The organism is Cohnella phaseoli (genome assembly GCF_003386235.1).
GTDB classification, from domain to species: domain Bacteria; phylum Bacillota; class Bacilli; order Paenibacillales; family Paenibacillaceae; genus Cohnella; species Cohnella phaseoli.
The window spans coordinates 1-14,861 of sequence record NZ_QRDZ01000055.1 but is presented as its reverse complement, the minus strand read 5'-3'; the positions used below and the strand labels follow the sequence as shown (position 1 = coordinate 14,861).

Annotated in this window: 12 protein-coding genes, 1 tRNA gene and 1 pseudogene; 4 read left to right on the top strand and 10 right to left on the bottom strand. The window is 48.7% G+C overall.

Translation table 11 applies throughout. The features are described from left to right. Positions 1–27: 27 nt before the first annotated feature. From DFP98_RS37215 to DFP98_RS37195, 5 genes are all read right to left on the bottom strand, one after another. A complete protein-coding gene (locus tag DFP98_RS37215) occupies positions 28–2,424 on the bottom strand; it encodes a helix-turn-helix domain-containing protein (protein ID WP_116065706.1) in 2,397 nt (798 codons plus the stop codon). 138 nt (positions 2,425–2,562) lie between these two features. Further along, positions 2,563–3,654: a sialidase family protein gene (locus DFP98_RS37210; RefSeq protein WP_116065705.1), complete on the bottom strand. Its 1,092-nt coding sequence runs from the start codon at positions 3,652–3,654 to the stop codon at positions 2,563–2,565. Positions 3,655–3,705: 51 nt separating this feature from the next. Further along, the gene (locus DFP98_RS37205) at positions 3,706–4,602 is read right to left on the bottom strand and encodes a carbohydrate ABC transporter permease (RefSeq protein WP_246017140.1); all 897 of its coding nucleotides are present in this window, start codon (positions 4,600–4,602) and stop codon (positions 3,706–3,708) included. Positions 4,603–4,614: 12 nt separating this feature from the next. Continuing rightward, positions 4,615–5,532, bottom strand: coding sequence for an ABC transporter permease (locus tag DFP98_RS37200; RefSeq protein WP_116065704.1), 918 nt, complete (start codon positions 5,530–5,532; stop codon positions 4,615–4,617). Further along, positions 5,529–7,100 (bottom strand): extracellular solute-binding protein, encoded by a 1,572-nt coding sequence (locus DFP98_RS37195; protein ID WP_116065703.1) that lies wholly within the window; start codon positions 7,098–7,100, stop codon positions 5,529–5,531. Before DFP98_RS37195 ends, DFP98_RS37200 begins: the two co-directional genes overlap by 4 nt. Before the next feature lie 811 nt (positions 7,101–7,911). On the opposite strand from DFP98_RS37195, the gene DFP98_RS37190 reads away from it, so the two are divergent. Beyond that, positions 7,912–8,940 (top strand): Cfr family 23S rRNA (adenine(2503)-C(8))-methyltransferase, encoded by a 1,029-nt coding sequence (locus DFP98_RS37190; RefSeq protein WP_116065702.1) that lies wholly within the window; start codon positions 7,912–7,914, stop codon positions 8,938–8,940. A gap of 138 nt (positions 8,941–9,078) precedes the next feature. Here the strand turns inward: DFP98_RS37190 and DFP98_RS37185 are convergent. The 3 genes from DFP98_RS37185 to DFP98_RS37175 form a co-directional block, all read right to left on the bottom strand. After that, a tRNA-Leu gene (locus DFP98_RS37185) sits at positions 9,079–9,166 on the bottom strand. Between the two features lie 89 nt (positions 9,167–9,255). Further along, positions 9,256–10,059: an AAC(3) family N-acetyltransferase gene (locus DFP98_RS37180; protein WP_116065701.1), complete on the bottom strand. Its 804-nt coding sequence runs from the start codon at positions 10,057–10,059 to the stop codon at positions 9,256–9,258. Positions 10,060–10,173: 114 nt separating this feature from the next. Further along, positions 10,174–10,935, bottom strand: coding sequence for an SDR family NAD(P)-dependent oxidoreductase (locus DFP98_RS37175; RefSeq protein WP_116065700.1), 762 nt, complete (start codon positions 10,933–10,935; stop codon positions 10,174–10,176). 186 nt (positions 10,936–11,121) lie between these two features. Here DFP98_RS37175 and DFP98_RS37170 point away from each other — a divergent pair, with 186 nt between their 5' ends. Genes DFP98_RS37170 through DFP98_RS37160 form a run of 3 tightly spaced genes read left to right on the top strand, consistent with a single transcriptional unit; the run spans position 11,122 to position 14,184 of the window. Then, positions 11,122–12,033, top strand: a complete 912-nt coding sequence (locus DFP98_RS37170; RefSeq protein ID WP_116065699.1) for a fumarylacetoacetate hydrolase family protein — start codon at positions 11,122–11,124, stop codon at positions 12,031–12,033. 16 nt (positions 12,034–12,049) lie between these two features. Further along, positions 12,050–13,363, top strand: coding sequence for an aspartate aminotransferase family protein (locus DFP98_RS37165; protein ID WP_116065698.1), 1,314 nt, complete (start codon positions 12,050–12,052; stop codon positions 13,361–13,363). 29 nt (positions 13,364–13,392) lie between these two features. Further along, positions 13,393–14,184, top strand: a complete 792-nt coding sequence (locus DFP98_RS37160; RefSeq protein WP_181918171.1) for an IclR family transcriptional regulator — start codon at positions 13,393–13,395, stop codon at positions 14,182–14,184. 43 nt (positions 14,185–14,227) lie between these two features. Here the strand turns inward: DFP98_RS37160 and DFP98_RS37155 are convergent, their stop codons facing one another. Further along, positions 14,228–14,479, bottom strand: a complete 252-nt coding sequence (locus DFP98_RS37155) for an RpnC/YadD family protein (protein WP_181918170.1) — start codon at positions 14,477–14,479, stop codon at positions 14,228–14,230. A 70-nt stretch (positions 14,480–14,549) separates the two neighbouring features. Beyond that, a pseudogene (locus DFP98_RS37150) lies at positions 14,550–14,861 on the bottom strand (hypothetical protein); the annotation flags it as partial.

The following is a 14,861-nucleotide window of genomic DNA, read 5'->3' as shown; positions in this document are numbered from 1 at the left end:
TTGCTTATCTACAATTGACTTCTCTTTCTATTGGCGCGAGGTTCCGGGGTTAGCCGACAAGGCGTCAGCGCTGTACAGCTTCCTGTATTCCCGCGGGGTCGTACCGGTCGCTTCCTTGAATACACGGATAAAATAGTTCACATTGCTGTAGCCGGATATTTCTCCGATCTCTTTGATTTTCCAATCCGTTTCATGCAGCAGCTTTTTGCTTTTCTCGATGCGGACATAGGTGAGATATTCCAGGAAGTTCATCCCTGTCTTCTCTCTGAAGATTCGGCTCAAATAAGCGGGATTCAGCTGCAAATGGTCAGCCGCATACGACAGGGACAACTCGTTGCCGCTGCACTTATCGATCAATTTCATCACTTCTTGGATATAATTATTTTTCTTTTCCCGGAATGCGCTTTCAATATGAATGGACATGGCTCCGATCATGTCTTCGGACCAGGCGATCATCTCCTCCACATCTTTCATTTGCAGGAGCATGGTGAACAGATTGTTTTTCACGCCCAGCACTTTGGGCAGGTCCAGCCGCATATGGCTTGCCGTTTCCAACAACCGCACCCAGAGCTGAATAAAAGCCTGCAACAGCTGCTGATATTGCACCCGATCCTGCTGTTCCTTCACTTCCTTCACAAACTCGGCGAATACCAGCTTGGCCTGATCTGTCTCCCCGTTCTTGACGAACTGGTTTAATGTCGTTTCTTTTTCCTTGGGATACGCGAATACAGGCAGGCTTTCAAGCCGCACATCCTCAATGTAAATGACTTCACCCATCCTGCCATTACCGCGATGCCCGATTGCCTCTTCTGCTTCGTCGTACGCCTGGTGCAACTGATACACATCCGAACAATGCCGACCTATTCCAATCGTGCAGCTCAGGTCAAGTATTCCTTTCACTTCGGATTTCATATTTTCGGCCAGGTCATAGACGTCCATCATCTCTGACTGCTTGCTATTTAATACTACGGTAAACAAGTCCTCTGACATCTCCACGATAAAACCGGTGTGACTTGTGCAGAGCGCCCGCTCCAGAATGTCCACGATTTGCAGCTTGATCAGATTTCTGCTGGAGAAGTCCAGCTCCTTCTGGCCCCGCACATCGAACCATACATTCAACAGCACCATATCTTCCAGTTCAAATCGAAGTCCCAGCATGGAGATCCGCTCGATCATTTCTTCCCTGCTATACCTGTTATTCTTGATCAGCGTAGTCAGAAACTTCTCCTTGTAAGCCGGCAAGCTTTCCTTCAAGCGATGCTGCAGATTGGCTCTGTCCTCGATTGAGCGAGTAAAGCGGGTCTCAATTGTCTTGAATTCATCGTACGACTGCGTATTCGGTTGTACGGGCAAATGATCGGTATAATCGACACTTTTCATATAAGCCAGCAAACGAAATACGGGTCCGTAGATGCTTTGACTGGCCATGAAGGCCAGAAGCCCTGTCGCCACGATCAGCATAAAGGAGGAGAGGAATATGAGCCCTTTGATATGAAAGATACTGCTGTACAGTCCGTCCAGATCGATCGCCCTGACGAACGTCCAGCCGAGAAGCTGCGACGTCTGGGAAGTGACTAGTATCCGCTTGCCGTTGTACTCCGTGACATCCTGATCCGCAAGATGATCGCCCTGAATACGGCTCTCCAGTTCCGCCCTGATTTCCCCATACATCTCTTCCCGTCCGTCGTGAAGCAGCACTGCATTGCTTTTCGACAAAGCGAAAAAGCTTTCATTCTCCCGCTTCTCGAGATTTTTTACAATTTTGGCATAGATGAGATCCGCATTGAGGTTAACGACCATATAGCTATTCAGGTTAGAAGATTTGTAGATCACAGGCAGGATTTGTTCCGCATCGGCTCCCGGCTTATCGATATATCTCGCTGCCATGAAGTAGGGAAACTCCGTTGCGTCATCCGGAATTTCGATCCATTTCTGAGCGTTCGCTTCATCCTCCGACAACTCGCTGCCGATCGATGTCAATGTAATATCCTTAGCTCTGTCGATGAGAAACACCGAATGAATGAAATCGTTGGAGATTTTCATATTGTCCAGATTCCATCTCACTTTGGCTTTGCTATTGATATAACGTGCCAGATTGGGCAAATCCGTATCGCTGATATCCTTGTTCAGTCCCTCGTAGTAGCTGCCTCTAGGGAATCTCTCCCACTCCCGCATCGTGCTGTCCAGCGCGAATTGTTTGAAATTATTGCCGATTTGATTGATAATAATTTCCAGCGCATTGGCCGTCTGGGATAGATAGTTGGAATTGGCGTTAAGCAGTTCGGTTTTGAGCGACGCTTTGACATTGTGATACAGATATATGCTGATGATAAGAACGGGAAGCAAAGAGAGAAAGAGCGTGTAGCCGATCACTTTCAAGTAAAATTTCCGGGTTCTACGGAATTTAAATATCTTTTCGATCATGCTATATCGTTGCCTCCTTTTCCTTTGCCGAGTCGTTGACCTCTCTTTTCGTCAGCATACCCTGCGATATTTCGACTGTCTATATTGCAAGAAAAACAGGAGCCTCACACAACAAGCTCCTGTTGCATTCACGCTTGTCTAAGGTTGCGACAGAATATCCGATATTTTGATTCGGCTTACTCTCAGCCTGCGGAGGCAGCTCCTTTCTTGTCTGTTGCCGGCACAGTAAGCCAGTAAGACGGAATCATCGACAAAGTGAATGGAAACATAACAATAACCGCTGCTTTCATCCGTTTCGGCAGAAAAGAAATGTCCCCATGTTTTGCCTTCATCCTTGCTTATCGCTCCGATCAACGGAAATCTCCCTGCCGTATGCCGTTCATAAACGCGTGTCTGATAATCAGGGATCGGATTCCATACAGCAAGCAAATCGTTGGAGCCAGGAATGCGCTTCATCGAGAGTGGAGAGTTGGGTGAAGTAAAGATGGAAGGTACGGGCACGCTCCATGTCTCTCCCCGGTCCATGGAAAAGGTCTCGTATTGATACCCCATATCCGTTCTGCACCATGCCCATAATGTCCCGTCTGCAAGCTCGATGACGCCCGGTTCGTCCAAACCCGAGCCTGATCTAGAGTAAGGCAATGTATAGAACGAACTGGATTCTCTCCAAGTCACCCCGTCGTCATCGGATAAGTAAAAGAACAGCATCGCCCGAGGATCCCATGAACTCAAATCCACCGTGCTTTCCCCGCGCATTCTGAAGTAGCTGGCGGGAATCACCAGTCTTCCGCCCTGCAAACGGATCACTCTGTCGTTATTTACATTGAAATACCCCGGACCCGGCATACAACAGACAGCCTCGCTCCACGACTCGCCTTCATCCGCCGAACGTCTGAGAAAGAAACGCAAATCATGCCAGCCCTGACGAACGCCATAGAACATTCCGATATCGCCATTTCCTAACCGCAATAAACTCACGCTCATCAGATTAATCGCGTCATATTCCTCCGGCCTGGCAATCACTTCGTCATCGGTCCAGGTGTTTCCCCGGTCAGCCGAATAACGCTTAGCAATGACTGCATAGGCATAATCCTCTGGGGAATCCCCAAGAAAACGGCTGTACACAAGCAACAGTCTGCCGTCCTTAAGCTCGATAAAAGCTCCCTCGCTATTGCGCGGATTCCCTTCGGATGGCCCAAGCTCTAACACGATATCCCCAAGCTTATTCATGTCGTTCCCTCCATTTTGAAATGTTCCGATCCTATCGTTAGCAATCTAGTGTTAACCCTTTATTGAACCTGTCAGTACACCCTTCACAAAGTACTTTTGTAAAAAAGGATAAACAAACAAAATAGGTACGGTTGTAGCAATGATTGCCGCCGCTTTCAAGCTTTGCGCTGTTGGCCTTTCCATCATCCCTGCTGTCATCGTTGTATTTATTTCTTCCGAGGTCATCGAAAGTACAACCTGCCTCAGAATCAGCTGCAGTGGATGCATTTGGGTATTATTAATGTAGATAGCTGCATCAAACCAAGCATTCCAGTGACCTACTGCATAGAAAAGCCCGATCGTGGCGAACGTGGGCAAGCTTAACGGAAAAACAATCCGCACGAGGACGCCGAGCGGCGAAGCGCCGTCAATGATCGCCGATTCTTCAAGCTCCACGGGAATTTGCATAAAGAAATTCCTCATAATAATTAAATTCCACGAACTGATTAATCCAGGAATGATCATTACCCAGAACGTGTTTAGCAAATGTATGCTTTTCATGAGTAAATAATTGGGGACGAGTCCGCCCCCGATAAGCATTGTGATAAATACGAGCGTAATCAATCCGTTCCTGCCCGGCAGATCCCTTCGTGCCAGCCCGTAAGCCATCATGGCCGTAAACGCCAGATTGAGCAATGTACCGATCAGTACCCTCAGGAAGGTGATCCCGTAAGCGTTGTAGATCAATGAACCTTTGCTCAATAGCAGGTTATAGGCTGTGAAGTCCAGGTCCCTCGGTATGAGAATAAAGTTCCCTCTGGCGATCAGCTCGTTCTCACTGACAAACGAAGTGGCAAGCACAACGAGAAACGGAATGATAAAAGATAATGAAATCAAGGTCAAAAAGCTGTAATTCACGATCTGGAATGTTGTCTCACCCATATTGCGGCGTTGGCGTTGCTGGTTCATCTTACTTCACCTCTACCATATGCCTTCCTGTTTGTATTTCTTGGCCAAGTAGTTTGCGCCAAGCAAGAGGATCACCGCGATTAAGGATTTGAATAGATTAACGGCCGCAGCATAGGAATACTGCAAATCAACGAGCCCCTTACGGTAAACATAAGTATCGATAATATCGGCTACCTTAAACACGGATGGGGAATACAGCAGAAAAATCTGTTCAAAACCCGCATCCAGCAGCCCACCGATAGAAAGAATAAGAAGCAGCGTAATAATGAATGACATCCCCGGCAGAGTGACATGCCAGATTTGTCTCATCCGCCCTGCGCCATCAAGCTTCGCAGCCTCGTACAAATGAGCGTCGATTCCCGCGATCGCTGCAAGATAGATGATCGTCCCCCAACCGACCTCCTTCCAGATGCCCGAAATCACAAGCACCGAACGGAAATAATTCGCATCGCCCAGGAAAAAAATTTGTTTAAGACCCATCTGCTGCAACAGGGTATTCACAATGCCGCCGTCTGTCGTCAGGAAAGTCGTCAGCAAACCGGCAACAATGACCATAGAAATAAAATGCGGCAAATATGAAACCGTTTGCACAACTCTTTGAAACAAAATGTTCTTTGCTTCATTCAGTAAAATTGCCAACAGAATCGGCGCAGGGAAGCCGAAGATCAGCCGGTATAGACTAATCAACAAGGTGTTCCGCATAATATCCCAGAAGTAATAGGAATTGGTGAAGTTCCGGAAGTGCTTCAACCCCACCCATTCACTTGTTAATATTTCTTTAACCCCGTCGAATGGCGATACATCTTTGAAGGCAATGACAACGCCATACAGCGGGATATAATGAAATATAAGGTAATAGATAATCCCGGGTGCAATCAGAAAATAATACAATTTATATCGATGAATCAGCGACGGGATGGATCTTCTCATTTCATCGCCGCTTTTACTTTGTTATACTGCTCAGTCATGACCTCGATCCATTTGTCCAATCCTGCCGAATACAATTCCTGGACAAATTTGTCGTAGTCACTCATGGGTCTCGCCCCCATAATAAATTTGACCACTTCCTCCTCAATCATGCGATTAATATCTTCGATATGAGGCAGCTTGTCGGATATCTCCTGCTGGTCATACAAATAGTCGACATCCGCCGTGGCCGGATTTTTCACCCTGCTCGTATCGCCGCTGTACTTGCCCAGAAAGTCATATTCCGGTTTGCTCGCAGGATCCGACGGTGCAAATTGTACCGTGTAAGCAAATGTACTGGCCGTCAGGTACTCTCCGGCATAATCCTGATTAAGGCGCTCGAAGACATGATTGGCCTCATCGGTATATTTCCAGTGCTTATCCTTTATTCCGTACATGATCAACAAATAGTTCTCGATGTCGGAATGAATCCAATCGATGAATTTAATCGCCGCTTCCGGGTTTTTCGATTTTTTGTTCAGCATCCAGCCATACGGCGACAAACCGGACATCGTTGTAATATTGCCTTTGGGACCTTTGAGCTCTCCGGCAACTTCATATAAGGCCTCCGGTGTTTTCTGTTGAAGGTCGGATTGGATGTTCGTCACAACCGAATAATGAATAATGGCGGAGCCTACCCTGTTCTGCTTGATTAATTCGCGTGTTCTTTCCGTATTTAAGGTGAAGGTTTCCTTATAGATATATCCCTTTTGGTACCACTCGGCCATTTTGGCAATGAAGTCTTTATATCCCGGATTAACTTCCGGCGGTTTAACTTTTCCGTCCTGATCCATCCAGGGACCGTAGCCTACATCCATGAAACCTGCCGATAAAGCCAAATTCAGGCCTGTCATATTGGTGACAATGGGGATCGTCTGGCCTGCACCCGCCGGGTCCTTTTCTTTTAACGCCTTCAATACCGTCTCATATTCCTCAATCGTCTTGGGCATCGTTAAATTCAGCTTCGCTAACCAATCCGACCTAAGAAATATCGTTTTCTCCGCTAATTGGGGCACCTGCGGAATCGCCCATATTTTTCCTTCCTTATCCGTAACCGCATCCCAAGCGCTTGCCCATTCTTTCGGCCATAGCTCTCTGATGTGCGATCCATATTTGTCCAACAAATCATTAAGAGGCTGGATTGCGCCATTGTCTCTGAATGCGCCTATACTTCCGACGAAAATATCAATCGGCTCATTAGAAGCAAGCAATAGGTTTAACTTTTCCGCTTCTTGACCTTTGGGCGGAATATTCGCCTCTACTTCGAATCCGGACCGGTCTAATATTTCCTTATGAACCATCTCCAAATCTTCCTTCTTGCTTAGCGTAGATGCAAGTGCAAGATTTCCCGCATTCGCATAGATGTATACCTGCTCATTCTTTTTGGAATCCGTCGCTGCCGACTGCCCTTGGCCCGTATTCTGGTTTCCCGCGGTGCTAGCGTTGCCTGACTTTTCAGATGTCGAACAGCCTATTACAGCCGCGAACATGATCAGACTGACGATTCCAGCGACAATCCGTTTTCCAGACATCGATTTGCCTCCCTTAGTTTCAATTGATGTTCCGGCCGGAACTGTCAGCTAGCTGATGCTTCTAGCTTACCGTGGACAATCGTATATCAAAAGGATAAAGTTTTGATTTCCGGGATATATCAATTTTTTAATGATGTCGGAGAAAAAGTGCTATAACAGCGACTATACAATTACCTGTATAAGTGGAAATAGACAAAGAGAGGGGTATGACCTCCCGAAGACGCCTCATACGCTCCTGAAATGACTTTGCAATGGTTTTACCCATTCAAATTTCAGGAGCGTATAGCGTCGGAGAGAGGTACATCCCCCTTGAACCTTTATCATCGATTATCTTTCAGAGCAACTTGATTGGCTCATGGGACAGCCTCCATAGGTCATTCGCACATTTGAAATGTGAAATCGGCTATGCTACAATTTTAGTACTTAATCTAGGGAGATGATGGGGACTATGTAATATTTCTTGCTTTTTACGAATGATAAAACAAATCTTGTTTTATTCTTTGTTAAGCAAGAAAGTTACTTATTCTCGTCACTCAAAATAATAATATCCAATCCGTGAATCGGGTTAGATTTTAGTTTGAGCTACAAGAAAGGTAACTTTCTTGTAGCTCTTTATTTTTCCTTATTTTCTATTAGGAGGCTGAAACAGATGTTAGAAATTGTAAATGTTCATGTGAACCGTTCATTATCCGTTGGTGCGGTTCACGATCCAAATAAACGGATGCCGGAGCATTATCCATCTATCGATAGATGCACGTAGCGACTAAGCAGCAAGCATCGCGGGTTTTCTCCGGCTCAAGAGGAGAAAAAAATGAAATCAACTTCGAGATACGAAATGATTCAACAAATATTGACTGAATTAAAACAGCCCGCTTATCGGTTCCAACAAATTGCGGAAGCAATCTTCAAGCAAAAAATTGGCGAATATGACAAAATGACTATACTCCCCAAAGCTATTAGAAGCGAATTAATTAAGAACCTTGGCGAACGCGTCCTGAGCTTGACTCCTGTGGCGCAGAAGACATCCCGCCAAGTGAATAAAGTGCTTTTTTCCATTGAAGACGGGGAACGCATAGAAGCAGTTCAACTCCGCTATGAGCGGGGTTGGAAATCATATTGCATCTCCAGCCAGTGCGGATGCGGATATGGTTGTCGCTTCTGTGCTACAGGAACAATCGGACTGAAACGAAATCTAACCGCCGATGAAATTACCGATCAATTGTTATACTTCCATTTGAAGGGTCAAGCCTTGGATAGCGTTTCGTTTATGGGTATGGGAGAGGCGCTAGCCAATCCTAATATCTTCAACGCGCTTACGATTCTAACAGATCCACGAACCTTCGGCTTGGGGTATCGGAGAATTACAGTTTCCACCATCGGAATTTTGCCGGGGATCGACCGTCTGACCAAGGAATTTCCGCAGGTTAACCTGACCTTTTCGCTGCACTCTCCATTCGACGAACAGCGGAGCGAGCTAATGCCCATTAACAATCGCTTTCCGCTTCAGGATGTGTTGAACAAGCTGGATCAGCATATTCGCGATACGGGTAGAAAAGTGTATATTGCGTATATATTGCTTCGGGGAGAAAACGATTCAAATGAGCATGCGGAAGCCATTGCCGCTTTGTTGAAGCAGAGAGGTCCTTGGGAGCATTTATATCACGTCAATTTGATCCCGTACAATTCAACCGTCGTGACGCCTGAAAGCTATCATCAATCGGACAATGATCGGGTTCAAAAGTTTGTCAGTATCTTAAATTCAAAGGGAATCAAAGTCACTGTGCGAACTCAATTCGGAACTGACATTGATGCAGCTTGCGGTCAGCTATATGGAAGTTAGGGTAAAAATATGATAAAAAAACAGGGTCCTATAACGGGATTCCTGTTTTTTCACTTCTAGACAGCAATGAGCAAAAAGAAAATAAAAAAGCTTCTGCTCTGCAAGAAATAGCAGATCAGAAGCCTGTCATTAATTAGATGGTGCGGTCGAGAGGACTCGAACCTCCACGGGGTATTAGCCCACACGGACCTGAACCGTGCGCGTCTGCCAATTCCGCCACGACCGCATTTGTTGCATGTTGATTGGCGTCAACGTTTAATATAATATCACGGGAAATCCGTCAGGGTCAAGCGCTTTTTTATTATTTATTCAAAATCACAAAATGCCGGGAAACCTCTGAGGTTGGATCGCAGTGCCGTCCAGAAAAAGATCGGGTTCGATACGCAGCATGGCGCTGAGCAGCTCCGTCATCCGCGCCGTATCGCACACGCGCGCATCCGCTTGGCCGAAGCGCCCTTTGCGCATCGCTCCCTTGTCCGTCAAAATATCGTCTACCTTCGAATAGTGATCCCATACCGGTGCCGTATGTGCCCGAACCGGAGCGGAAATCCTCGTTCCATCGGGCTTTATCGCATAGAGCTGCGTCGGCTGTTCGGATAGTCTGCCGGGAATGTTCAGCCACTCCTCAATGCCGTGTATGAATGTGTTTTTAGTCAAATCTACGCCGATCAACAAAATCTCCGCCCGGAGATCCAGCAGCTTCCCCCAGGCTGAGCCGCGTGCGCAAGGCGTATCGTACCGTTCGTCGCCGGATACGAATTCAGCCGCATCGCGCCCTAATGCCGCTACGGAATGCGTAGGATGCAAGGATCGCACGACACCCGGCCGCTTACGAAAAAGCTCCGTCAACACACCCACGCATGACGGTGTCTCCGCTACATGAAAGTCGACGTTTTCCTTCATATAAGCCCAGGTATGTGTCGGCAGGACGAGCAAGCCGTCGCGCATGTATTCGGATATGGCATCCAGCACCGCATCCGGTCCGCCCTCCACTTGACCGATGCTTTTCATGGAGGAATGCACCAGAAGCGTTCCGGACGGATCAATATTCAGATTCTTCAGATCTTGAAGCAGACTCGCTTTCGTGATTGCTTCCGATTGGATACGCTTTTCATCCATAGAAATCCACCTCATTCGCCACGGCTTATTTGTCGATCTATATTAGCACGTCCCGCTAGGCCCAGCAAAGTTCAGCCATGACGGAATGCTTGGGAAGAAACCGGTTTGAAATACTCAGTGCATCGCCCAACCGCCGTCGATATTCAGCAACTGGCCGGTAATAAAATCGCTGTCGGGCGAAGCGAGAAATACGAACCCTCCGATCATGTCCGCCGGAAGCTGGCGGCGAGAAAAGCATTGCTCCTTCGCTAAATAATCGGCCGATTCCTTCAGATGCTCCTCGGTGTAGGTGAGCAACTCCTGCTCCGTCATTACCGCACCGGGCGATATAGCGTTAACCGTAATACCGTTTTCGCCGACCTCTCTCGCCATCGCACGCGTAAACCCGACGATACCGCCCTTGGAGGCGACATAGTGGACGAACCCCTTCTGCCCTCTCAAGAAAGTTACTGAGCTGACATTGATGATCTTACCGTACTTCCGCTCCTTCATATGAGGAAAAACCGCCTTCGAAATCAGAAAGCAGGATTTCAGGTTCACGTTCATGACCCGATCCCATTCTTCCTCGGTAATTTCGTACCAGGTTTTGTTGGGATAGATGCCGGCATTGTTAACGACAATATCGACGCCGCCCCAGACTTCGCCAATCTCCTGAATCATCCGTTCAACCTCAGCCGCATTAGATACGTCGGCCTGCTGAACGATCGCTTCTCCTCCGGCTGCGACGATGGTTGCCCTGACCTGCTCCGCCTCCTCCGGCGTATTCCAGTAGTTGACGACCACCTTGGCGCCTTCCGCAGCATAGGCCAGACAGACCGCTTTGCCGATACCGGTCGCCCCGCCCGTTACCAAAGCCACTTTGTTCCGCAATTTCATCTCGCTCTCTCCTCCGCTCTGTCCCCTAACACCTTCTGCGCTTGCATTTCTTTCTCCTTTAATGCAACACAATCTCTCCACTTTGTAGAAGACAATTTACAACTTCTCTTGCCTATGATACATTGAATGAAACCATAGTTTCAATAAGTGAAACATAAATATTTTCTCCCCGAGAGGCGGCTGTACATGAAACTGTTAACCTTCGAGCAAAACGGCAAATCCAATTTGGGCATAGTGACCCCTCAAGGCGTTCTGCACGTGTCAAAAGCAAACGAAACGGTCTCCGCACAGCCATCCGCTCTTCCAACTACGGTCATGGAGGTGATTGAGGGTGGTGAAAAGGCCGTTGCGCAGTTGAAGGCGCTAGTCGAGCACTCTCTTGCCTACGCGGATCGGGCTGCTTTCCTGCTTCGCGAAGAGGACTTGATTCTCGGACCTTGCGTAACGGCTCCTAATAAAATCATCTGCGTCGGGCTCAATTACAAGCGGCATGCCGAGGAAACGAATATGCCTCTTCCTCAGTACCCCATCCTGTTCAACAAATTCAACAACACGTTGGCCGGCCATCGGGAAGATGTTGCCTTGCCTTCGAAAGTGACCTCTAAAGTCGACTACGAAGCCGAACTCGTCATTGTCGTCGGCAAAGAAGCTAAATATGTGGACAGAGAGCAGGCTTTGGATTACGTGTTCGGTTATTGCTGCGTCAACGACTTGTCCGCCCGCGATCTGCAAATGCGCACGCAGCAGTGGTTGCTGGGCAAATCATGCGACGGCTTTAGCCCTCTCGGGCCCTATCTGGTTACTGCGGAAGAAGTTGGCGATCCCAACGATTTGGCTATCCGCTGCTTCGTTAATGGGGAAGTCCGGCAAAATTCCCATACCTCCGATATGATTTTCCGCTGCGACGAGATTGTCAGCTATATTTCCCAGCATATGACCCTTGTTCCAGGCGATATCATCCTGACCGGCACACCGGAAGGCGTCATTCTCGGTTATCCGGAGGACAGACAGGTATGGCTGAAGGAAGGCGATGTCGTCACGATTGAAATCGAAAAATTAGGCGCTTTAACCAATCGGATGGTATCCGAAATCAACTAATCAGGAGGCATTTATCATGACCTTATCCATAGAAAAATCCAAGCAGCTCTTGGCCGATTCCAAACAATATTTAGCGGGTGGAGTGGCCTCATCGCTCCGCGCCGCTATGAAACCGACACCTTTATTCGTAGAGTCGGGCTACGGTCCGCGTATTCGGGATGTTGACGGCAATGAATACATCGATTATTTGCTCGCCTACGGCCCCCTCATCCTCGGTCACGCGCACCCTTCTCTGGCGGAGGGAATGAGCCACGCGCTGAAGCGCGGCGTTACTTACGGGCTTCAGCATAGCGGCGAGATCGAACTGGCGAAGCTGCTGACCGAAATTCTCCCCTGCGCCGATCGCGTGGCGCTCAGCGGGTCCGGTACGGAAGCGGTCATGCTGGCCCTGCGCTTATCCAGAGCCTATACAGGCAAATCCAAAGTCATCCGCTTCCACGGGCACTTCCATGGCTGGTCCGATGCCATCTTCACGTCGTTCCCAAGCGCGGATATGAAGCAAGCCGCTGTCGGTTCGGCTTCCGACAACATTGCGCCCCCAGGAACGAACGGTCAAAGCGAAAACAGCTTGCAGGATATTATAATGCTCCCTTGGAACGACTTGGAGGCACTGGAAGCGACGCTGCTTCGGGAGAAAGACCAGATCGCGGCCGTCATTACCGAGCCGATCATGTGCAATAACGGCTGTATCTCTCCTAAACCCGGATATCTGGAGCGTATACGAGAGTTGACGGAGCAATATGGCATTGTTATGATCATGGATGAAGTCATCACCGGATTCCGGCTGGGCCTTGGAGGCGCACACGGCAAGATGGGCTTGAAGCCGGATCTTGTCACTGTCGGCAAAGCGATGGGCGGCGGATTTGCGATCAGCGCCGTTGCCGGCAAACGCGAGCTGATGGCTCTCATCGAGAACGGAACCGTCAGCCACCTTGGCACGTTAAACGGCAATTTCGCCGCAACCTCGGCAGCTCTGGCTACGCTTCGCGAGCTTGGCAAAGACAACGGCTGCGCCTATATTCAAATGGAGCATACCGCCGACCAGCTTGTACAAGGCATTCGTGCCTTGCTGAAGAAACATCAGATTCCCGGCCTAGTCAATCAAGCAGGCCCTGTCTTCCATATGATGTTTACCGCCGAGACGAAGGTGGAAGACTTCGCGACGTTTAACAAGCGCGATGCCGCCAAGTACAGCCGTTTCGCCGAGCTGATGCTGGAAGAAGGCGTTCTCGTCCGCCCGAGCGGTTTATGGTACGTCTCGGCCGTTCACGGAGAAAACGAAGTTACAGCTACTATAGAAGCGATGGATCGGGTTTTGGCAAAATTATAGGATCACCTGTATAGATGGAGGAATCGGTAGTGGGAAATGAACCGGTAGAGAGCAACGCACGATATAAGATCCAATCCATTGACAAGGCGCTTGATTTAATTGAGCTGCTGGCCAAAAACGGATCGCTTAGCTTAATTGAGCTGACCGAGCTGCTCGATCAACCGAAGTCGTCCACCTACCGCATCGTCCTGACATTGGAGAGTCGCGGGTTCATCAGTCGCAGCGACGAGGATGGAAAGTACTGTCTCGGATACAAGCAGTTGATGCTGACTCGCAATTTGCTTGAGCGCAATACGCTGCGATCGGCAGCATGGCTAGAAATGAAAAAGCTGTCCGAGCGTTACGGCGACACGGTAAATCTAGGCGTTCTGCTCGGAGAAACAGTGCTGTATGTGGAAATTATCGACAGCATACACGCGCTGCGCATGACGGATTCCATCGGTTCCCGCTCCCCCTTTCACGCTACGGCTATGGGCAAAGCCATAACCGCTCATATGCAATGGGAGGAAGTTCGCGGGCTTGCGATGAGCTGCGGCCTCCCCGCTATCACTCCTCGTACGATCAGCACGCCGGAGGCGTTACAGGCAGAGCTGGAACGAATACGCGAACAAGGCTATGCGATTGATGACGAGGAAATCGTAGAAGGCGCTCGCTGCGTAGCTGCGCCGGTCTTTAACCTATATGGCAAACCGGCCGGCGCGATCAGCTTGTCTGGCGCTATGCATCGATTCAAGGAAGACCAGCTTCCCTCCATCATTGAAGATGTTCGCGAAGCTGCGATGGCCGTATCGGTCAAGCTTGGCTATCCAACCGAAGCATAAAATAACGCCCTTGATTGAATGTCGAGATCAAGGGCGTTATCGTTTATTCTGTTTCAACGTTTCCGCGCGCACGCAATTGATCGATTTTATCCAGAGAGAAGCCGGTTACTCGGGAAATCAGATCAGCGTCCAACTGCTCCTCAATCATCCGCATTGCAACTTGTTCTTTGCCCTTCAGCTCACCCTCCATCTCGCCTTCAATCTTTCCCTCAAGCTTTCCTTCAATCTTTCCCTCAAGCCTCCCCCTAAGCTCACCCTCACGCTCAATATCGTCCAAAACTTTTTCCAGCGCCATGTACGATGCATCTCCTTTCACATTAGAACAAACGCCCTTGATCGGTTGCCGAGTCAAGGGCGTTATCCATTTATTTTGTTCCACCGTTTCCCTCTGCACGTAATTGATCGATCTTATCCAGAGAGAAGCCGGTTACTCGGGAGATCAAATCGGAATCCAACCGCTCCGCAATCATGCGCCTCGCAACTTGTTCCTTTCCCTTCAGCTCACCCTCCATCTCGCCTTCAATCTTTCCTTCAATCTTTCCTTCAATCTTTCCTTCAAGCCTACCCTCAAGCCTCCCCCTCAGCTCACCCTCACGCTCAATATCGTCCAAAACCTTTTCCAGCGCCATGTACGATGCATCTCCTTTCACATTTTGGATAAATTGCTGCAGGTTCGG